Raw genomic sequence first — 23,474 nt, 5'->3', positions numbered from 1 at the left:
CATGAAGGCATTCCGACTCGCGCTGTGCGCGGCTGCGGCAGTTGGCACATTCGCCGGCGCATTCTGCCCAAGCACCGCTTACGCCGAGACCGTCAAGATCGCCTGGATCGATCCGCTGTCCGGGCTGATGGGCGCGCTGGGCCAGAACCAGCTGCGCAGTTGGCAATACGCGGCAGACATTGCCAACCAACAGAACTGGAGCGGCAACGGCACCAAGTTTGAAGTGGTCGGTTTTGACAACAAGGTCTCGCCGCAAGAGAGCCTGACGATCCTCAAGCAGATCACCGACCAGGGCATCCGCTACGTTGCACAGGGCGATGGCTCCAGCGTGGGCATGGCGCTGCAGGACGCCATCGCCAAGTACAACGACCGCAATCCGGGCAAGGAGATCATCTATCTCAATTACGCCGCGGTCGATCCGGACATGACCAACAGCAAGTGCAACTACTGGCACTTCCGTCTGGACGCCAACTCCGACATGAAGATGGAGGCTCTGACCACCTATCTGGCCAAGGACCCGAACATCAAGAAGGTCTACCTGCTGAATCAGAACTACTCGTTCGGGCATCAGGTGGCGCGTGCGGCCAAGGACTATCTCAAGCGCAAGCGCCCGGACATCCAGGTGGTGGGTGAAGACCTGCATCCGCTGGCGCAGGTGAAGGACTTCTCGCCGTACGTGGCGAAGATTCGCGCATCCGGCGCCGATACGGTCATCACCGGCAACTGGGGTAGCGATCTGGCACTGCTGATTCGCGCGGCCAAGGATGCGGGCCTGAGCACCAACTTCTACACGTACTACGCCGGCACCACCGGCGTGCCGACTGCGATGGGCGCGTCGGGTGCAGATCGAGTGAAGGTCATCAGCTACTTCGCGCCGAACGATGGCAATCCGAAAACCAACGCCGTGCTCGATGGCTTCAAGAAGAAGTACAACGACGACTTCTTCAACGCGGATGTCTACACCGGCATCGCGTTCCTCGCCAAGGCCATCAAGACCAGTGGTTCAGCCGAGCCCGCCAAGGTGGCCAAGGTCATGGAAGGCATGACGGTTGACGGCCTCAATGGCCCGATCGAGATGCGCAAGACCGATCACCAGGCGCAGCAGACGCTGTACGTCACCACCTGGGTCAAGGCCGACGGCAAGAAGGTGAAGTACGACCAGGAGAGCACCGGCTACGGCTGGCGCACCGATGTCACGCTCGAGCCGCACCTCGGGGCGCAGCCGACGTCGTGCCAGATGAAGCGGCCGACGTCGTAATCGCGCGGTGAAGTTGTCCCTGGTCGACACAACCGCTTAGACCGGGGACACCGCCGCTTCGCCCGCCAGGTGCCGGCGGGCGTTCTCTAGAAAGCGATCCACCGTGGCCTGCACCGATTCCGGCGACCAGCCGGCAACGTGCGGCGTCAGCACGACCTGCTCCAGGTCCAGCAAGCCCACCGGCGGCTTCGGTTCGCTCTCATACACATCCAGCCCTGCGCTGCCCAGCTTGCCCGTGCGGATGGCGGCTTCCAGCGCCGCTGTATCCACTACGCTGCCGCGCGCGATGTTCACCACGCAGCCGTTGGGCCCCAGCGCTTCCAGTACCGTCTGGTTGACCAGGTGTTTGGTCTGCGCGCCGCCAGGTGTGGCAACGATCAGGAAGTCCGCCCACTCGGCCATGTCCTTGAGCGCATCGAAGTACTGGTACGGCACTCCGTCGCGCGGCTTGCGGTTGTGATAGCCGATCTGCATGTCGAAGCCGGCTGCGCGGCGCGCGATCTGCAGGCCGATGGTGCCCAGACCGACGATGCCCAGGCGCTTGTTGCACACACCCGGCTGCAGCGGAATGTCGTCGCGCCAGACGCCATTGCGCGTGGCGCGGTCCAGCTTGGGGATGCCGCGCACCGCAGCCAGCAGCAGGCCAAAGGCGTGGTCGGCCACGCAGGCATCGTTGGTGCCGGCGCCGTTGGCCACCACCACGCCACGCGCGCGGGCGGCTTCCACGTCGATGTTCTCGTAGCCGGCGCCCAGCGCGCAGGCCAGTTCCAGCTTGGGTAGGGCGGCGATCTCCGCGCCGGTCAGGCCGGTCGAGCCGTTGGTCAGCACGATGCGCACGGCGCGCCCCTCACGGGCGATGGCGGCGTCGCGTTCAGCCCGGGTCGGGGCGTGGATGACGTGGAAGTGCTGAGCGATCTGCGCCACGTTGTTGGGCGTCATCGCAATGAGGATCAGAAGCGTCGGCTGCATGGTGAGGAGAGGAGGGCGGGCCGTGTCTTGTCAGCGAAAGGTGCCGTGCACGGCGCTCGGACGATCATAGCGCGCCCGTACACTCGTGCGCCGGAAGCCCCTGACGCGACGAGGTTACACGCCGTTACCAATGAAGAAGTTTGGTTTCACGGGGCGTACGGCCAGCGGCATAGACTTTGCGGCAAGGGGCGCATACCGTAGGAAGGCCGCCGGCCTGGACCAGACGCCTCGTCCACAAACGGGATCAATCATGCAAGCAACAAACAAGCTGGCGCGCGCCAATCGCGCAGGGCGGTGGGTGGCAGTGGCGGCAATGGCCGTAGCAGCGGCTGGGTTGGCCGGCTGCGTCACGGCGCCTTACCCCGGTTATGGCGCGGGCTACGGCGCTGGCTATGCGGCCGGCAGCAACGCATACAGCAACAGCTACGGCAGCACGACCTACAGCACCACGCCGTATTCCAACGGCTATGCCAGCAACGGGTACGACAACACCTACAACAACGGCTACAACGGCAGCTACGACCCGAATGCGCCGCAACCGTATCCGCAACCGTATCCGTCACAGCAGCCCGCACCGGTGCCGGCGCCTGCTTATTCGCAGCCGAACTACTCTCCGTATCCCAACAACGGCACGCCGGCCTATGAAGCACCGGCCGACAACCGCTACGGCGTGATCGAGCGTATCGACGCGGTGCCGGTGCGTGGGCAGCCCACTGGTGTGGGTGCGGTGCTGGGCGGCGTGGTGGGCGGCCTGCTCGGTCACCAGGTGGGTGGCGGACGCGGCAATACCGTGGCCACCATCGGCGGTGCAGTGGCCGGTGCCATGGCCGGCAACGCCGTGGAAGGCAATACGGTGGTCGGCCAGACCTACCGCGTGACCATGCGCCTGAACGACAACTCCATGGTCACGCTCACGCAAAACAACCCGAACGGCCTGCGCCCGGGCGACCGCGCCCGTATCGAAAACAACATGGCTGTGCCTTACTAGCCACTTACTGCAGTCGTCCATACGTGGGATTCTGTCCGCGCCAGACTTCAGAAATGGCGCGGACTGGCCGTTATAGCGGGGGCCTCAACTAGTTTTGCCGCCCGCTTTACATCCCATGTTCAATCGACTTTCCATCCGTTTCCGACTCAATGCAGCCCTCGCGCTGCTCGCCGTGCTGCTGGCCACCATTGGCACCATCGGCGTCGTCGGCATGCGCGCTTCTGACGCGACTATCAAAGAGATTTACAGCAACCAGCTCGCTTCGACCTCGCTGGTTGCCAAGGCGCAACTGCATGCCGCCATCGTGCGCACCACGCTGGATCGCGCAGTCTTCCACCCCGATGCCGCTGAGGTACCGGCGATCCTCGACAAGGCCAATAGCTACCGCGCAAAGTCGGACGACGCCTGGAAGCAGTACAAGGCGCTGCCCATGAGTGCCGACGAGGCGCGTCTGGCCACCGATGTGGAAGCCAAGCGCGCAGCGTTGTTCCGCGATGGCATTGAGCCGCTGATGAACGCGTTGCGTGCCCGTGACACAGCCGCAGCCGACAAAGTGGTCATGGACGTCATTCCGCCGCTGTCGGTGGCATTGACCGCCGCCGCAGATGCGCTGGATCGCAGCCAGTCCGAGCAGGCCAAGGCCGGGTACGACGACGCCGTGGCCCGTTCGCACGCGTTTCTGATGCTGATCATCGGCGCCATCGTGGTGGGCATTGCTGCAGCGCTGGGCTGCGCGTTTGGCCTGCATCGCGCGATCTCCGTACCGCTGGCGCGCATGCTTGGCCACTTTGGCGAGATCTCGCGCGGCAACCTGACCGAGCACATCACCGTGAGCAGCCATGACGAAATGGGCGCGCTCACCCGCGGCCTGATCGACATGCAGCGCGGTCTGATCCGCACGATCGAGACGATGCGCGGCGGCAGCGATTCCATCGCTAGCGCCACCAAGCAGATTGCCGCCGGCAACCTGGACCTCTCGCAGCGTACGGAAGAGCAGGCGTCTTCGCTGGAAGAGACGGCTTCCAGCATGGAAGAGCTGACCAGCATCGTGAAGCAGAACGCCGACAACGCGCGTCAGGCGAGCCAACTCGCGGGCAACGCTTCGGACATCGCCGTCAAGGGCGGTGAGGTGGTGGGCCGCGTCATTGAAACGATGTCCGGCATCAACAACAGCAGCAAGAAGATCGCCGACATCATTGGCGTGATTGAAGGGATTGCCTTCCAGACCAACATCCTTGCCCTGAACGCCGCAGTGGAAGCTGCACGTGCGGGCGAGCAAGGCCGCGGCTTTGCTGTGGTGGCGGGTGAAGTGCGCAGCCTGGCGCAGCGCTCGGCCACGGCGGCCAAGGAAATCAAGGAGCTCATCAGCGATTCGGTTGGCCGTGTTGAAAACGGCTCGACGCTTGTGACCGAAGCGGGCTCGGTGATCGACGAAGTGGTGGTGGCCGTCAAGCGCGTGACCGACATCATGGGCGAGATCAGCGCCGCGTCGGACGAACAGAGCGCCGGCATCGAGCAAGTCAACCAGGCCGTCACGCAGATGGACGAGGTGACGCAGCAGAACGCGGCACTGGTGGAGGAGGCCGCTGCCGCTGCGCAATCGCTGGAAGAGCAGGCGGGCGTGCTGCGCGAAACCGTTGCCTCGTTCCGTCTGCCGCCGGCTGGCACGCATGCTCTGCCGACGGCTGTGGTGAGCGTTTCGAAGGCACCGTCGGCTGCGCCGGTTGCTGCTGCCAAACCTGTCGTGCGCAAGCCTGCCTCGACAATCAAGCGTGCTGCACGCAAGCCTGCGGTGTTGTCTGCCGCCGCGCCTGCCAAAGCGGCATTGACGCCGGCGGCATCCACCCCGACGGCAGCCCCTGCCGCGGCAATCGAGCCCAAGCCTGGCAAGCTGGCAATTGCCGCTGCCGCCAGCGATGCAGATGACTGGGAACAGTTCTGACGCGCTGACATGTAGATCCGCATGACCCTTGCAAAGCCGCGCCTCGTGCGCGGCTTTGTGTTTCAGCGCTGTAACCGATTTGAGTGATAGGCGCGGACCATGCTGCCGGTACCGCCGTCTCGGCGGCGCAACTCAGATTACGCGATCCCCTTCCTGCTGCACGATAGCCGTGCGTCTTCACTGCGCATCACAACGGTGGCGCACAGCTTCCTCTAGAGCCTGTTCCCACAAGGCTTTGCTGTTCTCTAGCCCCGGCCACCAAGCCCCGCGCGCAAGGGCCTGTGTCATGCCCGCCGGGCTGCGCATGCGCGCGCCTCAGCCGAACACCCTGCGCCTGGGTGCCAAACGCCTCCGCCTTTTGTAGGGCGGGCTTGTCGGCTGCCCGGACGAGTGCGGTTCAACATCAACGTGTATTGCGTGCCGGGGCTGCAATTGCAGCGCGGCCCGGGACCCCACATCGCGTTCAGCCGTGCAACAACCCGGCGTGAGCCGCATGCGCGCGCGCACTCGTGCTGCAGCCGCACCGCATAACGGCGCGCCCTGGCGGGCGTTGGTACGGTCCTCGCGTTCACGCTTGCGGAGCGGGCCAAAGAGCCTCGCATCAGCAGCTGTCACTTGTATGGCGGTGACGCCGGATGTACGGCGCAAGCGGTTGCGCCGCAGGTCGACAAGAACTTGGGGAAAGCGATGAGCGCCACAGCGCAAAGCGGGGGGATTGCCAGGCATCGGCCGTATGCCGGCTTTGGGGAGGGGCCATGAGCGATGTGCCATGGGAAATCTACCTGGCGTTGCTCAACACGCTGACGGTGGCGACCACGCTCGTCATCCTCATCAGCACCGCCGACGATTTCTTCCTGGACGCCTTCTACTGGGTGCGGGAGCTTTGGCTCTGGCCGCAGCGCGGCCGTACGCCCGTCACCATCTCCGCACAGGCACTGCGTGACCGCGAAGAGCAGTGGCTCGCCGTCATGGTGCCGGCCTGGAAGGAGTACGACGTCATCGCCAAGATGGTGGAGAACACCTTGGCGACGATGGAGTACGCGCACTTCATCATCTTTGCCGGGGCCTACCGCAATGATGCCGAGACCACCACCGAGGTCGAGCGCATGGTGCGCCGTTACCCGGGCCGCGTGGTGCGGGCAGCCGTTACGCACGACGGCCCCACCTGCAAGGCCGACTGCCTGAACACCATCATCCAGACCATCATCCGCTACGAAGCGGGCCACGGCATCCGCTTTGCGGGCGTGATCATGCACGACTGCGAAGACGTGATTCACCCGCTGGAGCTGAAGTACTTCAACTACTTCATCGGCGACCAGGATCTGGTGCAGTTGCCGGTGCTCTCGCTTGAGCGCAAGTGGTACGAGTGGGTGGCCGGCACCTACATGGATGATTTCTCCGAGACACACCAGAAAGACTTGGTGGCACGCCAGGCGCTGACCGGCACGGTGCCCGGCGCGGGCGTGGCGCTGTGCTACAGCCGCCGCGCAATCGAAGCCGTGATGAAGGTGCGCGGGGACTCGCCCTTCAACACCAGCACGCTCACGGAAGACTACGACTTCAGCTTCCGCTTGCACGACCTGGGCATGCGTGAAGCCTTCGTGCACTTCCCGATCTGCGAGAACGCGGCGCCTGCGGAGGATGCTGAAGGCAAGACACGCACCCGCTGGCGCCTTGGGCGCCGCCGTGGTGTGCGCCCACAGTTGTTGGCAACGCGCGAGTACTTTCCAAGCACCTTCCGTACTGCCTACCGGCAGCGTGCGCGCTGGGTACTGGGCATCGCGTTCCAGGGCTGGCTGCAGATGGGGTGGAAGGGCAACCTCATCACCCGATACATGTTCTTCCGTGACCGCAAGGGCGTGTTGACCGCGCTGTTTTCGATCCTGGCCTATGTGCTGTCGCTCAACTATCTGGTGATCGGCGCATTGCTGGCCAGGGGATGGGTGTCGATTCCTGACGGTACGTTCGTGGTCGGCACCCCGTGGATGCAGGACCTGCTGGCCATCAACGCGACGCTGTTGGTGAACCGCCTGGCGCAGCGCATGTACTTTGTCGGGCGGCTCAATGGCCCGCTGCAGGGCGTGCTGTGCTTGCCCAGGCTGGTGGTGAACAACTTCATCAACTTCTTCTCGGTGTGCCGGGCGTGGAAGATCTTCCTGGTCTACTGCCTGACCGGCAAGCCGATCGCGTGGGACAAGACCCAGCACACCTACCTGTCGAACGACGCGCTCGGCCGCACGCGCTCCATGCTGGGCGAGACCTTGCTCAAGTGGGAAGTGCTGACGCAAGCGCAGCTTGATGCGGCGCTGGCGATGCAGCGGGAGACCGGCCGCCGGCTGGGGACCATCCTCGTCCAGCAAGGGCTGGTGACGGCCGACACGCTGGCCGATGCGCTGGCTGAACAGGTTGATCTGCCGCGCGTGAGCCTGACCAATGTTGTGCTGGGCGCGCTGGCCGATTGCCTGCCGCGTGACCTGGCTGTGCGGCATCACGTGGTGCCGTTCTCCATTGGCGAGGACGGCTCGCTCAATATTGCCGTGTCGGAGCTGCCCAACGGCGAAGTGCTGGAAGAGCTGGCCCGTGCGGCCGGCCGCAAGGTTGCATGCTTCATGGCATGCGACCACGAGATGTTGGCCGAGCTGGCACTGATGGCCGACCCCAACCGCCGCGCCACGGTCGTGTTTGGCCCGGCGGCATATTCGGCCACCCTGGCCGTCGAATCCATGACGGGCGCCGGCCCGGCAGTTGCAGCAGGCACGGCATCCGCACCCGAGGCTACCCCCATCCCCCCGATACCTCCGACACCGGTGCTGCCAGATCTGGCGCCCGGCCCAGAGGTACGCCCCAATCCATCTGTTGCGGGAGGTGTGGCATGAAAACCGAGAGAGCTAGTCGTTTTACCTTGCGCCATTTGCGGTGGCCGATTGCCGCCGCGGTGTGGGCGCTATGTCATGGCGTGTCGATTGCAGAACAGGCTGCGCAGCCGTTGCAGCCCGACGCGTACTTCCGGGCAGACCGGGCCTACCGGGCCATCGATGCCAACAAGCTCGATGATGCCGAGGCCGCCACGCGCGCCGCATTGGCTGTGCAGCCCGACAGCCTGCAACTGAACCTGCTGCTGCTCGACGTGCTGACGCGCAAGGGCCAGCTGGATGCAGCACGCGCGCAGGCGGATGCGCTGGTGCAGAAGTACCCCAATGAACCGCGCGTGTATGCGCAGCACGGGTTCCTGGCGCAGAGGGCGAGCGACCCGGCCACGGCCGAGCAGGACTTTGCGCACGCGGTGCAAGGCACCGATTGGACCGTGCAGGAACAGCGCAACCTGCATCTGGCATGGTCGGACAGCGCGTATTCCGCCAAGCATCCGCAGGCGGCGCTGGATGCGCTCAGTACCCTGCAGGGGCAGCCGGATGCCGATGTGCAACTGCGCCTCGCGCAATCACGCCTGCAGCTGGGGGACCGCGATGGCGCCACGCAGGCTGCCACGCTGGCAGAAGAACACGCCACCGATCCGGCGCAAAAGCGGTACGCCAAGGCGCTACTTGCCGAGGCGATGACACCCCAGGCACAGGGTGAGGCCACCTCACCTGATGACCCGCGTGTGATCGGCCAGCGCGAACTGAACGAAGCCTATAGCCACCTGCGCGCACGCGACGACCGCGCGGCGCTGGCAGCCTTCCAGCGCGGGTTTGCCAACGGGCAGGGTACGTGGATGCACTACGCCGATGCGGCCTACGCCGCCAAGCGCCTGGGTGACAACCCGACCGCCATCTCGCTGTTCCGCCAGAGCCTGGACCACGCAGATGCCGACGCCAAGAGCGATGGCGGTAGCAACGGAAATGACAGCCTTCCCGCAGACCGCCGCTTTGGCTACCGGCGTGAAGTCGAGCAGATGCAGCGCACGTTCGGCATGGTGCTCTCGGGCGCGTATCAGACATCAGCATTCGGTTTGCCCAACACCGTCAGCGCGGCGCAGGGTGGTGCGGAGGTGTACTGGCAGCCGCCGGGCATTGGCTATCGCGACGGCAGCATCTTCCAGCTCTTCGTGCGCGGCTACGACAGCGTGTACGACCGCAACGGTGCCACCGGCCTGCCAACTGCGCAGGGTTCGGTGGGCGCGCGCTACAAGCCGATCAAGGACCTCAATCTGGTGTTCACCGCCGAGCGTCTGTTCCGCATCGGCCAGCAGACCACCAACGACACGCTGCTGCGCATCGGTTTTTCCACCGACCAGGGCCTTGACCTTCAGGTCACCAAGCCGCGCTGGCAAACCTGGCAGGTGTATGGCGAGGGTGCGTACTTCCTCAACCAAGGCCGCATGATCCTCAGCACAGAAATGCGCTACGGACACACCTGGATGCTCAACTCCATCAGCGATCACCTGACGGTGTATCCGCACGTGGTGCTGGCTGGCGATCACGACAACAAGGCGATTGGCCAGCAACTCGCGCTGGGTGTCGGCCCAGGCATCAACTTTCGTTACTGGTTTCGGGAGACGCAGTACAGCGCCCCGGCCAGTTGGCTTGACCTGACTGTGCAGTACCGCTTGCCGCTGACCCACGCCGATCGAGCGAAGGGCGTAGTGGCACGCGCCATCCTGTGGTTCTAGGACCAACGTGTCACGGATGAAACGTTTTTGATCAACGAGGGATACGGGTAACGAGGAGGATTCGCATCGGTGCGCGCGCGATGGCGTCGCAGCGCCACGGCAGGACCAGGCATGACGCATGGCACGGCCTTCGCTCTGTAGTGAAGTCTGCGCCGGCATCAGAAGCGACGCGTTCGTCGTCGCGCTTTGGAGCAGCCAGCCGATGCAGACGACATGGGGAGAGCAAGATGACCGGGAAGATTTTGACAGTGTTCGGCACGCGCCCGGAGGCCATCAAGATGGCGCCGCTGGTAAAGGCATTGCAAGCCGAGGCAGGCTTCACCTCAGCGGTATGTGTGAGCGCGCAGCACCGGCAGATGCTCGACCAGGTCCTTCAACTATTCGGCATCGTGCCGGAATTTGACCTGAACCTGATGCAGCCTGGGCAGACGTTGTCAGGCATCACCTCCAGCGTGCTGGGCGGCATCGATGGCGTGCTGGACGCCTTCCAACCCGACGCTGTGCTGGTGCACGGCGACACCACCACCACACTGGCTGCCAGCTTGGCCGCGTTCTACCGGCGTATTCCCGTGGGGCACGTCGAGGCGGGGCTGCGCACGGGCAACATCTGGTCCCCCTGGCCGGAAGAACTCAACCGCCGCGTGACCGATTCCGTCACCACGTGGCACTTCGCACCGACGGCAGAATCGCGGCAGAACCTGCTGGATGAAGGCATCGACCCGAGCCAGGTCACGCTCACTGGTAACACCGTCATCGATGCGCTGCTGTCTGTGAAATGGCGGCTGGATGCCGATGCCGCGCTGTCGGCGGACATTGCCGCGCGCTATCCGTTTCTGGAAACCGGGCGGCGGATGATTCTGGTGACGGGCCACCGGCGTGAGAACTTTGGTGAGCCGTTCGAGAACTTCTGCGTGGCGCTGCGTCTGCTGGCGGCGCGCCATCCGGATGTGCAGATCGTCTATCCGGTGCACTTGAACCCCAACGTGCAGCAGCCGGTCAACGCCATCCTGGCGGGCCACGACAACGTTCACCTGATCGCGCCGCAAGACTACCTGCCCTTCGTCTACCTGATGGACCGCGCCTACCTGATCATCACCGATTCCGGTGGCATTCAGGAAGAGGCGCCTGCGCTCGGCAAACCGGTGCTGGTCACGCGTGACACCACCGAGCGCCCCGAGGCCGTCGCTTCAGGCACGGCACGCCTGGTCGGCACCGATACGCAGCGCATCGTGGATGAAGCCGAAATGCTTCTGCAGGACGCCAACGAATACCAGCGCATGGCGCAGGCCCACAACCCGTATGGCGACGGCCAGGCATGCCGCCGCATCGTCGATGCATTGAAGGCGGCCTTCAACGCGCCTGCACAAGTGGCGGCACGTGGCCCGCAACTCATTCGCAAGCCGGCCCCCGAGGCCGAGATCATCAATCTGGAAGCGGCACGCGCCACGGCGCTTGGGGCCGCGTCCGTGCAACGCCTGAACGGCTAGGAGGCTTGGATGAAAGCGAAACGAATCGGGGGAAGCATCTTACTGGCCTCCGCCCTGATCGCGGGATGGCTGGTGCTCGCACCACCATGGGCCGGCAATGCGGGGGTTCCCGCTGTGGTTGTCGGCGGCACAGACCAGCGCAATCCCGGCGCGGACGCAGACAAGAAGAAGCCTGCGCCAGCCTCTTCGGAAGGGACCGTCATGGTGGGGCAGCCCGCGCAGCAGGCTGTCGTGGCCGTGGCGACACACAAGCCAGTGACCGGCGGCGGGCGCGCCTACGGTTACGGCGTGATGGATGAAAACGGGCAGGTCGTCCCCCCGCCGCGCCCGCCAGGCATTACCGAAATCCGTCCCGGTATGCCAGAGAACGAGCCAACCGGTACGGAACGTGGCCACGACCGTGGTCCCACCTTCAACCTCGGGCTCTACCGCCAAGCGGACGGCTCGGTGTATCGCCCATGAGTCGGAGAGCCATCATGAAATCAATGTTTCGTAAGTTTCTCTGCGCACTGGTGTTTGCGGGAAGCCTGCTTGGCGTCTCGCTGACCGGGCCTGCGCATGCAGCCACCTGCACGATCGGGCTCGGGCCCATCTGCGTGACGGTCGGCGGCTCGGCATCGGCGCAGACCCCCCCAGCCCCCATCCTGGTGTTGTACGACGCGCCCCCTAATGACCAGTACACCAATCTGGGCAAGGCGTACGCGATCATGCTGTACAACCTGCTCGCGCACTTCAATACCACCATCACAATGTTGCCCGTGCAGAACTACACGGCTGGCATGACCGAGCAGTACACCGCCACGTTCTACATGGGGAGCTACTACGCCAATCCCATTCCGGCGGCATTCCTGTCGGACGTAAGCACCACGCAAAAGACCGTGGTCTGGTTCAAGTACAACCTGTGGGAACTCGCGTGGAACACGGCGTATCCGTTCACCTCACGCTACGGCATCACCTTCTCCGCCCTCGCTGGCATGAATGCGGCGCCCTCGGCCAGCGCACCGAACCCCGGCTTCTACGACACGATCACGTACAAGGGTCAGACGATGACCAAGTACTACGCTTTCAATGCCACCACTGGTGCCATTGCGGCGGATCCGGATGTCGGTGTGACGGCGGTGGCCGATGCCACCAAGGCGACCACACTGGTGACCATTTCCAATTCGGCCAGCCCGACCACGAAGCCACCCGTGCCTTACGTTATCCGCTCGGGCAACTTCTGGTACTTCGCCGACATGCCGTTCTCGTTCATCGGGCCGCGCGACCGCTATCTGGTGGTCTGCGACATGCTGCATGACATCCTCGGCACCAATGCACCCACGCTGCACCGTGCAATGGTTCGCTTGGAAGACGTGAACGCGACGACCACGGTTGCGTCCATGAAGACGCTGACGGACTACATGTACGGGCAGAAGATTCCGTTCTCGATCGCGACCATTCCGGTGTACACCGATCCGAACGGGGTCTACAACGGCGGCGTGGCGCAGACCATCCACATGGTCAACGCAACAGGCCTGAAGCAGGCGTTGAACTACGCCAGGGCGCGCGGCGGACATGTCCTGATGCACGGCTACACGCACCAGTACAGCAACATCCCGAACCTGATCAACGCGGTCAGCGCCAACGACTATGAGTTCTGGCTTGCCACGCAGAACCGTCCGGTGAATGAAGACTCGACGCAATGGGCGGCCGGTCGTCTTTCGGCGGGGTTGCTGGAACTGCAGCTCAATGGCTACTCCCCGTTTGCGTGGGAGGCGCCGCATTACCAGTCGTCGCCATTGGCCATCAAGGCGGTACCGAAGTACTTCAAGAACACGTATCAGCGCGTGGTGTACTACACGTCCGACAACCCGCAGACGCTGGCGGCCACCACGCCGGGCCATGATTTCTCGGTAGGGCAGTTCTTCCCCTACATCATTCAGAAGGACTACTACAACCAGCGCGTCATTCCGGAAAACCTTGGTAACGTGGAGTACAACATCTGCTCGATCGATCCGTCGTCCTGCCTGACTTATAACGTGACGGACATCCTGACCAACGCCAACTACGCGCTGGTCGTGCGCGATGGCTTTGCCTCGTTCTTCTTCCACCCATTCTGGCTTGAGCCCGACCTTGGCACCGCGGGCTTTACGGACTTTCAGCAGATCATCACCGGCATTTCGGCGCTTGGGTTTACCTGGGCCGATGCCAGCACGGTGCAGTAGGCCATGCAGAGGATGGGCTTGATACTGGCGGCCATGCTGGTATCGGGCGCATCCACCCAGGCCGCGGGGCAGGTGGGCGCCATGCCTGCCGGCCCCGTGCCGCTATATGGGGTGACGATCGATGCGGTGGACAACGTGCCTGCCGTGGTTGATGCCTTGACGCACCTGTCGCGCACGCCCACCGTGCGCATCGTCTTTGATGAGGGGATGGACGCGCCGGACTACGCCGCGCCCGTGGCCGCCATCCGGCGCGTGGCCTACGTGATGGGTGAACTGGTCGATTCATCCACGCTCAAGCAATACAGCGTGCTGCAGATGCGCGAGCGCGCCACCACCTATATCGACACGCTGGGCCGCAACGTCGACCTCTGGGAAATCGGCAACGAGATCAACGGTGAATGGGCCGGCCGCACGCGCGACGTGGTCGACAAGACGCTGGCCGCCTATGCCGTCATCAAGCAACGCGGCGGCAGAACGGCGCTCACGCTCTACTACAACGAGGGCTGCGCGGAAGAACCCTCACACGCCATGTTCGGCTGGGCCGAGCGCAACTTGCCGCCGGACCTGCGCAACGGCCTGGACTACGTCTTCATCAGCTTTTACGAAGATGACTGCAAGATCGCGCGACCCGACTGGAGTGCAGTGTTCGACCGCCTGGGGCAACTGTTTCCGCATGCCGTGCTCGGCTTTGGTGAGGTCGGTACACGCCTTGCCGCACGCAAGGGCGCGTTGATCGCGCAGTACTACGGCCTGTCGATTGCGCATCCGCGATTTGTAGGCGGCTATTTCTGGTGGTACTTCCGACAGGACATGGTGCCGCGCACGCGGCCGCTATGGCGCAGCATGGATGCCGCCTTCCAGTCCATGCCTGTCAGGCCGCCCGATGCGCCTAGGCCCTAGCTCGCGTGTTCGGGTACTGCAGGCCGCTTGAAGGCTTTCCATCGGGCTCGACAGGCTCACCGTGGCGCCGTACCAGTTGGATGGTGCGCGTGGGCAGTGCGAACGCCGCACCGAGGTTCTGCAACTCTTCCAGGATCGCCAGGTTGATGCGCTGCTGGATGTCCATGTAGAGGTTGAAGTCTGGGCTGGTCACGAAGTACACCACCTCGAAGTTCAGCGCGTTTTCGCCAAATTCCTTGAAGTGCGCACGATCAAAACGTGTGTCGCCAGCGGTCTCCACCGCGTGGCGCACGATGTCCGGAATCTTTTGCAGCTGCGCGGCGCGCGCGTCGTACGTCACCCCGAAGGCAAACACGATGCGTCGTTCCTGCATCCGTTTGTAATTGTGGATGGTGCTCTTGAGCAGCGAAGTGTTGGACGTCACGATCTCTTCACCTGAGAGGCTGCGGATACGTGTGGTCTTGAGCCCCACGTGCTGTACCGTGCCGGCAATCGATTCGAAGACGATGAAGTCGCCAATCTCGAACGGCTTGTCCAGCCCGATGGCAAGCGAGGCAAACAGATCGCTCAGGATGTTCTGCACCGCCAGCGCGACGGCCACACCACCCACACCCAGGCTGGCGACGAAGGCGGTGACGTTCACGCCCACATTGGCCAGGATGGCCAGCAGCAGCATCGACCACAGTGCAAAGCGCAGCACCCACGCCATCATCGATGTGATGACGGGGTTGCGTGTCGTCTGGGTTTGCGCAGACAGCTTGTCACGTGCCCACAGCTTCACGCCCCGGTTGAGCCACAGCGCAATCTGGAACCCGATGATGACGAACCAGATGTGGTCCAGCTTATTGGCCACGCGTGCGGGCAACTCAATAAAGTACGAGCCCGCCAGCAATGCCGCCAGCCCAATGAACAGCGGGTGCGTATCGCGCAGCACGGCCGCAGCCAGCGTGTCGAACCGGTAGCCGGTGCGGCGCGCACGGGCCTCCAACCGGTTGCCGATCAGGCGCAGCACACTCACCAGCACCACATACGTGGCAACTACCGTGAGCGCAGCGGCGGCCCAGTCACGTGCCGGTATGCGCAGGAAGGTATGGACGTTGAGCCACTCCATGGCCATAGACATCTCCGTGCAAAGTCACGGGATGTGGCGTCGCACAAAATGTGCCCGCATCACTGCGGCAGGTCAGCTTGCAGGTCGGCTGGTACGCACACGCGGTTGCGTCCTTGACGCTTGGCTTCCATCAACCCAATGTCGGCATCGGCCAGCAGCTTGGCAAGGTCCTGCTTCGGGCGCAGCGGCGCGGCGCCCACGCTGATCGTCAACGGGCCGACCGGTGTTGCGCTGGCGCCCACGGCGGCTTTCAGGCGTTCCACCACGGCCAACGCGTCGGTCAAACCACAGCCGGGCAGCAGCACGGCAAACTCGTCGCCACCCAGCCGGCCGAACAGATCGTTCGGGCGCAGCACATCGGCCAGCGCATCGGACAACGAGACCAGCGCCTCATCGCCAGCGGCATGGCCCCATGCATCGTTGATGGACTTGAAGTGGTCGACATCCAGGTACAGCGCGCACAGTGGTTCGGCATGGTGTTGCGCGCGTTCCACGGCAAAGCTGCCCAGCTCGAAGAAGCGCTGGCGCGCGAGCATGCCGGTCAGGTGGTCGGTGTTGGCGCGATCGGCCAGATTGATTTCAGCCGCAAAGTGGCGCGCCATCGCACGCAGCAGGTAACGGTGGATGACCGCAGCTGCGGCAATGCAGATCGGCAGGTACAGCGCGATCCCCAGCCAAGCACGGTGAAGGGTGGCCGTGGGTGCATCGGCAATGAGCACGGCGATGATCGGCCCGGCTGCGCACAGCGTCATGGCAATGCTGAAGTCTCGCCGGGTGAGCCATGCAGGGCTGGTTGCCAGCGGCATCAGGTAGAACGCGGGCAGCACCCATTCGAGCCCTGCCTGATGGCCGAAGACGATGATGGCGATCTCTTCTGCAAGCAGGTGGGCAAGCGCCAGCGGCCCCCACAAACCGGTATGGCGATGGCGCTGCGCAATCACCACGATGGCCGTCAGCACTGCGAGCAATGCCAGCAGTGGTGCAAGCGTGTGGATGACGCCTGCCCCCCAGCCCAGCACGATGGCAAAGGCATAACCCAGCACACCGCATTTGCTCAGCGCGAGAATCATCGGCACGAAATGGCGTGCTTGATAGTCGCGAGAGGGCGCGCGTGCGTCGGGCAGGGCGGAGGCGGTAGGCGGATTCGCGCTCAAGGCAGGGCGGGTGTGGCCTTCTGGCGCGGCTTGATGATGCGAGCGCGGGCGGGGCCGGATTGCGCAACAAAGCGCGCATTCTAATTGCGGTGCGGCACGCCGTGCGCGGATTTTTAGTGGGGGGAATCCCTCACCCCGCCAATACCTGCCAGACCAGCCACAGGTTGGCGACGCTGATCACGACGAATAAACCCCAAGCCAGTACGGACGTTAATCGGCTGTTAACAAACACGCCCATCAGTTTGCGGTCATCGGTCATGCGAATCAGCGGAAACATCGCAAACGGCAGTTGAAAGCCCAGCACCACCTGGCTGATCACGAGCAGCTTGCCGATGGCGTGGTCGCCCAGCATAGCCACGCCGATGAAGGCCGGGATCAACGCCAGCGCGCGCGTAATCAGGCGCCGCTGCCAGCAGGGGATGCGCAGGTCCAGGAAGCCCTCCATCAGGATCTGCCCGGCGATGGTGCCCGTGAAGGTAGAGCTTTGCCCGGCCGCCAGCAGCGCAATGCCGAACAGCACCCCAGCCACCGCCGTGCCGACGATGGGTTCGAGCAGACGATGCGCATCCTGGATGTCGGCCACGTCCTGATGGCCGTTGGCATGAAACGCCGCGGCGGCCAGCACCAGGATGGCGCCGTTCACCAGCAGCGCCAGCGAGAGCGAAATGATGGTATCGAGCCGCGACAATCCGACCGCCTCGCGCTTGGCGGCTTCCGTGCTGGCGGTCATGCGCGTCTGCACGATGGACGAATGCAGGTACAGGTTGTGCGGCATGATCGTCGCGCCGAGGATGCCGATGGCCAGGTACAGCGGCTCACGCGCGCTCACGGCTTGCCAAGACGGCATCAGCCCGGCCGCCACCGATGGCCAGTGCGGTTTGATGAGCACCAGCTCAACGAAGTAGCACAGCCCAATGGTGAGGATGAGCCCCAGCACGATGGCTTCAAGCTGGCGGAAGTTCTTGCCCTTGAGGCCCAGCACGATCAGCGTGTCCAGCGCGGTGAGTGCCACGCCGCCCAGAATCGGCACGCCCAGCAGCAGGTGGAAGGCCAGCGCGCAGCCTAGCACCTCCGCCAGATCGCACGCGATGATCGACAGTTCAGCCAGCAGCCACTGCACACGCACGGCCCCGGGCTGGTAACGATCGCGCGAGGCACGCGCCAGGTCCTTGCCCGTGACAATGCCCAGCCGCGCCGACAGGCACTGCAGCACCATCGCCGCGAGGCTGGAGAGCAGCACCACGAACAGCAGTGAATAGCCGTAGCGCGAGCCGGCCTCGATATCGGTCGCCCAGTTGCCCGGGTCCATATAGCCGACGGAGACGAGCAGCCCAGGCCCCGCAAAGCGCAGCAGCTTTTTCCACAGCGGCAGGTCAGGCGGGACGGCCACGGTGCCGCGCACCTCGGACGGGCAGAACGGCGCGGTGGCCGTGGTGGGCAGGGCAGGCAGGCGAAACATGGTGCGGCCGGGGCTTGAGGGCGAAGAAGAAATCAATCGATACGGTCCCATGATAGCCAAGTGCTGTGGCGCGTGCGGAGTTTGGCTGCTGGCGCTGCTTTGAGGTGCAGGGTGAGTCATATTGCCGCGGCAGATTTAAGGCAAATCTCAGTCCGTTGGGGTAGATTTCCTGCTTTGCCGGCACCTGGCTCCCAGGTGCCGGTTGTCCGTTTACCGTCGATCCGCCAAGACTCACTCGCATGAACGCCATCCTCCTCATCGAAGACGACCTGCCGTTGGGCACCGCACTGGCCCGCGCGCTGCGTCAGGCCGGCTATAACGCGACCTGGGTGCGCCGCCTGGTTGACGCACAGAAATGGATCACCACCAACACGTTCGAGGCCATCGTGCTCGACCTCGGCCTGCCTGATGGTGAGGGCCACACCTTCCTCGAAGAGCTGCGTGCCGCGCACAGCGATGTGCCGGTCATCATTGCCAGCGCGCGCGATGCGCTGTCCGAGCGCCTCAAGGGCCTGGACTCCGGCGCGGACGATTTCCTCGTCAAGCCGTTCCCGGTGGATGAGCTGGTCGCCCGCCTGCGCGCCGTGCTGCGCCGCCATGCCGGGCAGAGCACCAACCAGTGGAGCGTCGGTGCCCTGGTGGTCGAGCCCTCGCAGAAGCGCGTGACGCAGGATGGGCAGATCATTGAACTGACCCCGCGCGAATACCAGTTGCTGCTCGAACTCGTGCGCCGTGCCCACCGCTGGGTCCCGCGTGAAACGCTCATGGACGCCCTCTATCGCGAAGGCGACAGCGTCAGCGCCAACGCGCTCGAAGTCGTCATCCACCACCTGCGCCGCAAGCTCGGCAACGAGACCATCCAGACCATCCGCGGCGTGGGCTACATGATTGGGGGCAACCGGTGAAGCTGGCGGTTCCAGCGATCCTGCGGGTCCGGTCGCTGTCGTTTCGCCTGTATGTGCTGATCCTGCTGGCACTGGTGCTGATGCTGCTGGTGCAACTGGTGATCGCGCATCTGGAAATCTCCCGCACCAACAGCCGCCAGGTGGTGAGCGATCTGCGCATGTCGGCGCAGGCCTATGCCGACCTCACCACGCTCAACATGGATGACGTGCCGCGCCGGGAAGAATTCCTGCGCCGCCTCACCGATATCAAGCTGGGCCTCTCGCTGCCCAACATCCTCCCCGGCGAATTCCGCTACGTGCTGTGCGATCGCACCGGCCACGTCATCACCGCCTTCCCCGGCGCGCCCACCATGCCTTGCGGCAAGGCGCGCGAGACGGTGGTCGAGATCATGCTCGAGGGCAAACCGTGGCGCAGCTATACGGTGGACAGTGTCGACGGTAAGCTCACCGCCACCGTGGCGCAGCCGCTCTCCGCTTACGAGCGCGCCATTCGCGATCTCTTCGAGGAAGTGGCGATGGCGCTGGCCATTCTTGCGACCGCGCTGATGGTGATGGTGGGCTGGGCGGCACACGTCGGCCTCAAGCCGCTGCGTACGCTCACGCGTCAGGTGGAGTCGCGCGACTCGGGCGATCTGGACCCCGTGCAGAGCGTCGAGCACGCCGAGCTGAAACCGCTGGTCGAAGCACTGAACGATCTGTTCGCGCGCGTGCGACGCGGCATCGAGGCGGACCGCCGCTTCTTTGCCGATGCCGCACACGAACTGCGTACGCCGCTGGCGGCCATCCAGGCGCAGGCCTATGTGGTTTCGCATTCCGACAGTGAAGACGATCGCTCCACCGCATTGCGAGAGTTTGACCGTGGTATTTCGCGGGCGACGCAATCGCTGGCCAAGTTGCTGGCGATTGCGCGGCTCGATGCACGCCGCGTGGAAGCCCAGTTGGCGCAGGGCGCACTGTCTGATCTGGCCGGCTGCGCACGCAGTGGTGTGATTCAGCAGGCATCACGTGCGGAGCGTCGCAACGTTACGCTGTCGTACGAGGGCGCCAATCAGGCGTGGGTCTCGGTGTCGCACGAAGATGCCGCCACGCTGGTCGAAAACGTGCTCGATAACGCCGTACGCGAAACGCCCAAGGATGGCGAGGTGCGTGTGGTGGTCAAGCGTGTTGAGCAGGGGGTCCAGGGTGCAACGGTGCCGATGGTCGAACTGCGCATTGAAGACACCGGCCCTGGCATCCCGCCCGACGAGCGCGAGCGTGTGTTCGAACGCTTCTACCGCCCGCGCGAGAGCCAGTCGCAAGGCAGTGGTTTGGGCCTGGCGATCGTGCGCCGCATTGTGGAGCTGGGCAACGGCTCGGTGGTCATCGAGGATGGTCTGGGCGGCAAGGGCTGCGCGGTGGTGATTCGTCTGCCAGCGCTGGATAGCGCGCCTGAACCGATTGAACCGGATGATGCTCCGCCCGGCATGGCCGATACGCCTCGCCATTGACTGGCGCGGTTCAAGGCTGACCGTCCTGGCGCTGGTGGTGCTGGGGCATCTGGCACTGCTGGCACTGCTGACATGGTGGCGAGAACATCCGATACCCGTCACACGTGAAGAGCGGCCGCTGCTGCAAGCGCGGTTGCTCAGTATCGACATCCAGCCGGCACCGGCGCCTTTGCCGCTTGTGCAGAAACCCGCCCGCAGCTTGCGGGCGACGACTCCGGTTTCAACGCAGCCTTCCAACATCCGTTTGGACAATGCACCGCAATCGGTGCCGGTTGCGCCGGCCAAGGCAGAGGCCGTTGAGGCCCGTACGCTCGACCTCAGTGCACCGGCGGCGTTGCCGTCGCGCACGCGGTCTCAGGCAGAAAACAACATTGCAGGGAGCGCCACCCGTGGTGCCGGTCACGCATTCGGGCCGGATGCTGCACCCACGCCACGCGCCGCAGGATCGATTCAGGAATCGCGCGATGCAGGAGGCCGCTGGCAGGCGCGCGTGGAGGTGGGCGGCAGCGCCTATTGCCTGAACGCGCAGGACCCCAGCCTGCGCCGCGACCCCTTCGAGAAGGCGCTGGCGGTGCCGTCCACCTGCCGCTGATCAGTAGCCGATCGTGAAACGCTGGCGCGGGTGCGCCGGCTTCTCGGCTTCATCCAGGAAACCGATGGCGTAGTCTTCCATCGAGATCCAGGGCTTGCCGTTGGCATCCACCAGCAGCGTGTCCTTGCCCACGCGGAAGTGGCCCGAGCGCTCGCCCGGCTCGAAGATGGCCGACGGCGACACGAACGTCCAGTTCAGCTCGGTTTCCGTGCGCAGCGTGTTGAGGAAATCACGGCCCGCCGAGGCTTCGGCAAAGTACTCCTTGGGGAACTGCGGCGTATCGATCAGCGCCACGCCCGGTGCCACTTCCAGGCTGCCGGCACCACCCACCACCAGCAGACGCGGTACACCGGCCTGCTTCACTGCACCAACGATCTGGTCTGCATTGGCCTGCAGGAAGCGCACGGTGCTGAAGGCCACATCGTTGCCCGCCAGCGCGGCAACCAGCGCAGCCTGGTCGGCCACATCCACATCCTTGGTAGTCAGGCCCGCGCGTGCCGGCAGTTTGGAAGCGGTGCGCGCAATGGCCGTCACCTGGTGGCCGCGGCGCAGTGCTTCGTCGATCAGGCGGGTGCCCACGCGCCCGGTGGCGCCAATGATTGCAATCTTCATGGTTCAACTCCTTGTTGAGCGGTTGTAAGGTGATATGTAATTAACGTAGTTACATATAGCGATAAAAAAAAGCGCCAGAGCACTAGGCTCGGCGGCGACGCTTTTGTGCGTATCCAACTTCCTCCAGCATGCCCGCGATGGTTTGTGCAGCCAGCTCGGCTTCCATGGCGGCTTGCGCGCGTTCCGTCACGCGCTCCAGCACGCCGGTGATCTCGCGGCCCACATCGCACGCCGGGTTGGGCGCATTGGGTGGCAGCGCAATCAGCACCGACGACTCCACCACACGAAACACATCGAGCAGCGTGATGCGATCCGCCGGCTGCGCCAGTGTTGCGCCACCCGTTGCGCCCATCTGCGAGGTGACGAAGCCGGCTTCGGCCAACTGCGCCACCAGGCGGCGGATCAATGCAGGATTGGTGCCCACGCTACCTGCAATGAGCGACGACGGCACGGGCCCTTCTGCGCTGGCAAGCAGGGTCAGGATGTGCACGGCGACGGCGAAGCGGCTGCTGGTAGACATGGTGTGTCAATGCAAAGTGTAACCATGGTAGATACACTTTGCGGTGCAGTCAACCCCGTCCGCGGATGTGCACTTCAGAAGACAGCCGCCAATGCCGAAGCCCGTGCCTTTGCACTTGCTTTGGCGGCCACCAGCACATCCGGTGTGGTGAGCGTGGGTGCGGCGCTGATCTCCGTCACGTCTTCAATGCCCAGAAAGCGCAACCAGCGGCGCAGATAGGGTTTCTGGAAATCGTCCGGTGATTCGCTCGCACCTTCGGTGTGCGCGGCATAGGCACCAGCGCTGGCATAGACGAGCGCGGCCTTCTTGCCCGAGAGCAGCGCCTGATAGCCCGTGGCGGGCGACCAGTTCCAGTTCTGCCCCGGCAGCGTCACCACATCAATGAAATGCTTGAGCCGGTAGGGCACGCCAAAATTCCACATCGGTACGGAGAAGAGATAGTGGTCTGCCGCGTTGAAGCGCTGCGACAGCGCCACCGCGCGCTGCCATTGCGCGCGCTGTTCCGGCGTGGCGTTCTGCGTGCGCAGCACGGCAAACTTGGCGCCGATCATGTCGGCGTCGAACTCGGGCAGGTCGATGTCCTTGCCCCACAAGTCGATCGTGTCGATCTCGTGGTCGGGGTGCGCGGTGCGGTAGGCATCGAGAAACTGCCGGGCCACGTCGATGGAGTGGGACAGCGCCTTCATTGGCGATGCCTCGATATAGAGCAGGCGGGTCATGGGGGCTCCTGATGCAGCCTTATGCTGCGTTGAAGAAGTTGAGGCCTACGGTGCCGGTAATCACCAGCCCGATGCAGGCCAGGCGCGCGGGCTGCACGCTCTCGCCAAAGAGGGCGATGCCGAGCACCGTCACGCCTACCGAGCCGATGCCTGTCCAGATGGCGTAGGCGGTGCCGGCGGGCAGGCCGCGCATGGCATGTGTGAGCAGGAAGACGCTGGCAAGCGCAGTGACGATGCCGAGCACACTGGGGATGGGGCGCGTCCACCCCTGTGCGAACTTGAGCGAGATCGCCATGGCGATCTCTACGGCGCCGGCGGCCAGCAGCCAGAGCCAGGCGGTTGGAATCATGGAACCTCCGGGAATGTCCGCCGCCTGGGCGGCAGGCGGATGCGTTGCGATGCACCCAGAGTAGGGACGGTGCGATGTGGCAACAAGTACGCACCTGGAGGTAACCGTGAGGGGCGGCAGGGGTATTCCGGCGCTGGCCGGCGCTTGCCGAATGATCCACGCGCGCGGTCGGTAAAAACGCAATTCGCTGCCGTGAGACGGGCGTCGAA

20 protein-coding genes are annotated in these 23,474 nt (G+C 64.3%); 12 read left to right on the top strand and 8 right to left on the bottom strand.

What is annotated here, in order from left to right; genetic code table 11:
* The first annotated feature begins 1 nt into the window (after window position 1).
* Window positions 2-1,258 carry a branched-chain amino acid ABC transporter substrate-binding protein gene (locus PI87_RS18990; protein WP_039599278.1) on the top strand — a complete coding sequence of 419 codons (1,257 nt, stop codon included), beginning with the start codon at window positions 2-4 and terminating at the stop codon, window positions 1,256-1,258.
* A 36-nt stretch (window positions 1,259-1,294) separates the two neighbouring features.
* Here the strand turns inward: PI87_RS18990 and PI87_RS18985 are convergent, their stop codons facing one another.
* On the bottom strand, window positions 1,295-2,227 hold the full coding sequence (locus PI87_RS18985) for a 2-hydroxyacid dehydrogenase (protein WP_039599277.1): 933 nt from the start codon (window positions 2,225-2,227) through the stop codon (window positions 1,295-1,297).
* 250 nt (window positions 2,228-2,477) lie between these two features.
* Between PI87_RS18985 and PI87_RS18980 the strand changes: the two genes are divergently transcribed.
* The 8 genes from PI87_RS18980 to PI87_RS18945 all read left to right on the top strand — a co-directional run bounded on the left by PI87_RS18980 (window position 2,478) and on the right by PI87_RS18945 (window position 14,357).
* A complete protein-coding gene (locus PI87_RS18980; protein WP_039599276.1) occupies window positions 2,478-3,215 on the top strand; it encodes a glycine zipper 2TM domain-containing protein in 738 nt (245 codons plus the stop codon).
* 115 nt (window positions 3,216-3,330) lie between these two features.
* Window positions 3,331-5,157, top strand: a complete 1,827-nt coding sequence (locus PI87_RS18975) for a methyl-accepting chemotaxis protein (protein WP_039599275.1) — start codon at window positions 3,331-3,333, stop codon at window positions 5,155-5,157.
* A 755-nt stretch (window positions 5,158-5,912) separates the two neighbouring features.
* Complete coding sequence (locus PI87_RS18970) at window positions 5,913-8,033, top strand: glycosyl transferase family protein (protein WP_039599274.1); 2,121 nt, start codon at window positions 5,913-5,915, stop codon at window positions 8,031-8,033.
* Window positions 8,030-9,766, top strand: a complete 1,737-nt coding sequence (locus tag PI87_RS18965) for an NfrA family protein (protein WP_039599273.1) — start codon at window positions 8,030-8,032, stop codon at window positions 9,764-9,766. The genes PI87_RS18970 and PI87_RS18965 overlap by 4 nt, the downstream gene beginning before the upstream one ends.
* A 227-nt stretch (window positions 9,767-9,993) precedes the next feature.
* Window positions 9,994-11,253 carry a non-hydrolyzing UDP-N-acetylglucosamine 2-epimerase gene (wecB, locus tag PI87_RS18960; protein ID WP_039599272.1) on the top strand — a complete coding sequence of 420 codons (1,260 nt, stop codon included), beginning with the start codon at window positions 9,994-9,996 and terminating at the stop codon, window positions 11,251-11,253.
* Window positions 11,254-11,262: 9 nt separating this feature from the next.
* Window positions 11,263-11,715, top strand: a complete 453-nt coding sequence (locus PI87_RS18955; RefSeq protein ID WP_039599271.1) for a hypothetical protein — start codon at window positions 11,263-11,265, stop codon at window positions 11,713-11,715.
* A 14-nt stretch (window positions 11,716-11,729) separates the two neighbouring features.
* On the top strand, window positions 11,730-13,457 hold the full coding sequence (locus PI87_RS18950; RefSeq protein ID WP_039599270.1) for a DUF2334 domain-containing protein: 1,728 nt from the start codon (window positions 11,730-11,732) through the stop codon (window positions 13,455-13,457).
* A gap of 3 nt (window positions 13,458-13,460) precedes the next feature.
* Window positions 13,461-14,357: a hypothetical protein gene (locus PI87_RS18945; RefSeq protein WP_039599269.1), complete on the top strand. Its 897-nt coding sequence runs from the start codon at window positions 13,461-13,463 to the stop codon at window positions 14,355-14,357.
* Here PI87_RS18945 and PI87_RS18940 read toward each other — a convergent pair.
* The 3 genes from PI87_RS18940 to PI87_RS18930 form a co-directional block, all read right to left on the bottom strand.
* Window positions 14,347-15,468: a mechanosensitive ion channel family protein gene (locus tag PI87_RS18940; RefSeq protein ID WP_039599353.1), complete on the bottom strand. Its 1,122-nt coding sequence runs from the start codon at window positions 15,466-15,468 to the stop codon at window positions 14,347-14,349. The genes PI87_RS18945 and PI87_RS18940 overlap by 11 nt on opposite strands.
* 59 nt (window positions 15,469-15,527) lie before the next feature.
* Complete coding sequence (locus PI87_RS18935; RefSeq protein ID WP_232314029.1) at window positions 15,528-16,544, bottom strand: GGDEF domain-containing protein; 1,017 nt, start codon at window positions 16,542-16,544, stop codon at window positions 15,528-15,530.
* A 208-nt stretch (window positions 16,545-16,752) separates the two neighbouring features.
* Window positions 16,753-18,081, bottom strand: a complete 1,329-nt coding sequence (locus PI87_RS18930; RefSeq protein ID WP_039599267.1) for an Nramp family divalent metal transporter — start codon at window positions 18,079-18,081, stop codon at window positions 16,753-16,755.
* 239 nt (window positions 18,082-18,320) lie between these two features.
* Between PI87_RS18930 and PI87_RS18925 the strand changes: the two genes are divergently transcribed.
* The 3 genes from PI87_RS18925 to PI87_RS18915 are packed head-to-tail and all read left to right on the top strand — an operon-like array spanning window position 18,321 to window position 21,065.
* The gene (locus PI87_RS18925) at window positions 18,321-18,986 is read left to right on the top strand and encodes a response regulator (RefSeq protein ID WP_021193639.1); all 666 of its coding nucleotides are present in this window, start codon (window positions 18,321-18,323) and stop codon (window positions 18,984-18,986) included.
* Window positions 18,983-20,473 carry an ATP-binding protein gene (locus PI87_RS18920; RefSeq protein ID WP_039599266.1) on the top strand — a complete coding sequence of 497 codons (1,491 nt, stop codon included), beginning with the start codon at window positions 18,983-18,985 and terminating at the stop codon, window positions 20,471-20,473. Before PI87_RS18925 ends, PI87_RS18920 begins: the two co-directional genes overlap by 4 nt.
* Window positions 20,433-21,065, top strand: coding sequence for a hypothetical protein (locus PI87_RS18915; protein WP_157003170.1), 633 nt, complete (start codon window positions 20,433-20,435; stop codon window positions 21,063-21,065). Before PI87_RS18920 ends, PI87_RS18915 begins: the two co-directional genes overlap by 41 nt.
* Here PI87_RS18915 and PI87_RS18910 read toward each other — a convergent pair whose 3' ends face one another.
* The 4 genes from PI87_RS18910 to PI87_RS18895 form a co-directional block, all read right to left on the bottom strand.
* Window positions 21,066-21,677 (bottom strand): NAD(P)-dependent oxidoreductase, encoded by a 612-nt coding sequence (locus PI87_RS18910; protein WP_039599264.1) that lies wholly within the window; start codon window positions 21,675-21,677, stop codon window positions 21,066-21,068.
* An 82-nt stretch (window positions 21,678-21,759) separates the two neighbouring features.
* Window positions 21,760-22,197: an Rrf2 family transcriptional regulator gene (locus tag PI87_RS18905; protein WP_039599263.1), complete on the bottom strand. Its 438-nt coding sequence runs from the start codon at window positions 22,195-22,197 to the stop codon at window positions 21,760-21,762.
* A gap of 74 nt (window positions 22,198-22,271) precedes the next feature.
* Entirely contained in the window at window positions 22,272-22,916 is a 645-nt protein-coding gene (locus PI87_RS18900) for an FMN-dependent NADH-azoreductase (protein ID WP_039599262.1), read from the bottom strand.
* Between the two features lie 19 nt (window positions 22,917-22,935).
* Window positions 22,936-23,265, bottom strand: coding sequence for a DMT family transporter (locus PI87_RS18895; protein ID WP_039599261.1), 330 nt, complete (start codon window positions 23,263-23,265; stop codon window positions 22,936-22,938).
* Between the last annotated feature and the right edge of the window lie 209 nt (window positions 23,266-23,474).

This window comes from Ralstonia sp. A12, from assembly GCF_000801955.1.
In the GTDB taxonomy this organism is placed as follows: domain Bacteria; phylum Pseudomonadota; class Gammaproteobacteria; order Burkholderiales; family Burkholderiaceae; genus Ralstonia.
This window is presented reverse-complemented; position numbering and strand designations above follow the sequence as displayed.

Excerpts from the sequence above, each read along its gene's own strand:
- PI87_RS18955 (WP_039599271.1), top strand. The coding sequence starts at position 11,263 with ATGAAAGCGAAACGAATCGGGGGAAGCATCTTACTGGCCTCCGCCCTG.
- PI87_RS18990 (WP_039599278.1), top strand. The coding sequence starts at position 2 with ATGAAGGCATTCCGACTCGCGCTGTGCGCGGCTGCGGCAGTTGGCACA.
- PI87_RS18910 (WP_039599264.1), bottom strand. The coding sequence starts at position 21,677 with ATGAAGATTGCAATCATTGGCGCCACCGGGCGCGTGGGCACCCGCCTG.
- PI87_RS18970 (WP_039599274.1), top strand. The coding sequence starts at position 5,913 with ATGAGCGATGTGCCATGGGAAATCTACCTGGCGTTGCTCAACACGCTG.
- PI87_RS18925 (WP_021193639.1), top strand. The coding sequence starts at position 18,321 with ATGAACGCCATCCTCCTCATCGAAGACGACCTGCCGTTGGGCACCGCA.
- PI87_RS18985 (WP_039599277.1), bottom strand. The coding sequence starts at position 2,227 with ATGCAGCCGACGCTTCTGATCCTCATTGCGATGACGCCCAACAACGTG.
- PI87_RS18940 (WP_039599353.1), bottom strand. The coding sequence starts at position 15,468 with ATGGAGTGGCTCAACGTCCATACCTTCCTGCGCATACCGGCACGTGAC.
- PI87_RS18930 (WP_039599267.1), bottom strand. The coding sequence starts at position 18,081 with ATGTTTCGCCTGCCTGCCCTGCCCACCACGGCCACCGCGCCGTTCTGC.
- wecB (WP_039599272.1), top strand. The coding sequence starts at position 9,994 with ATGACCGGGAAGATTTTGACAGTGTTCGGCACGCGCCCGGAGGCCATC.
- PI87_RS18900 (WP_039599262.1), bottom strand. The coding sequence starts at position 22,916 with ATGACCCGCCTGCTCTATATCGAGGCATCGCCAATGAAGGCGCTGTCC.
- PI87_RS18915 (WP_157003170.1), top strand. The coding sequence starts at position 20,433 with ATGATGCTCCGCCCGGCATGGCCGATACGCCTCGCCATTGACTGGCGC.
- PI87_RS18895 (WP_039599261.1), bottom strand. The coding sequence starts at position 23,265 with ATGATTCCAACCGCCTGGCTCTGGCTGCTGGCCGCCGGCGCCGTAGAG.
- PI87_RS18965 (WP_039599273.1), top strand. The coding sequence starts at position 8,030 with ATGAAAACCGAGAGAGCTAGTCGTTTTACCTTGCGCCATTTGCGGTGG.
- PI87_RS18950 (WP_039599270.1), top strand. The coding sequence starts at position 11,730 with ATGAAATCAATGTTTCGTAAGTTTCTCTGCGCACTGGTGTTTGCGGGA.
- PI87_RS18945 (WP_039599269.1), top strand. The coding sequence starts at position 13,461 with ATGCAGAGGATGGGCTTGATACTGGCGGCCATGCTGGTATCGGGCGCA.
- PI87_RS18905 (WP_039599263.1), bottom strand. The coding sequence starts at position 22,197 with ATGTCTACCAGCAGCCGCTTCGCCGTCGCCGTGCACATCCTGACCCTG.
- PI87_RS18980 (WP_039599276.1), top strand. The coding sequence starts at position 2,478 with ATGCAAGCAACAAACAAGCTGGCGCGCGCCAATCGCGCAGGGCGGTGG.
- PI87_RS18975 (WP_039599275.1), top strand. The coding sequence starts at position 3,331 with ATGTTCAATCGACTTTCCATCCGTTTCCGACTCAATGCAGCCCTCGCG.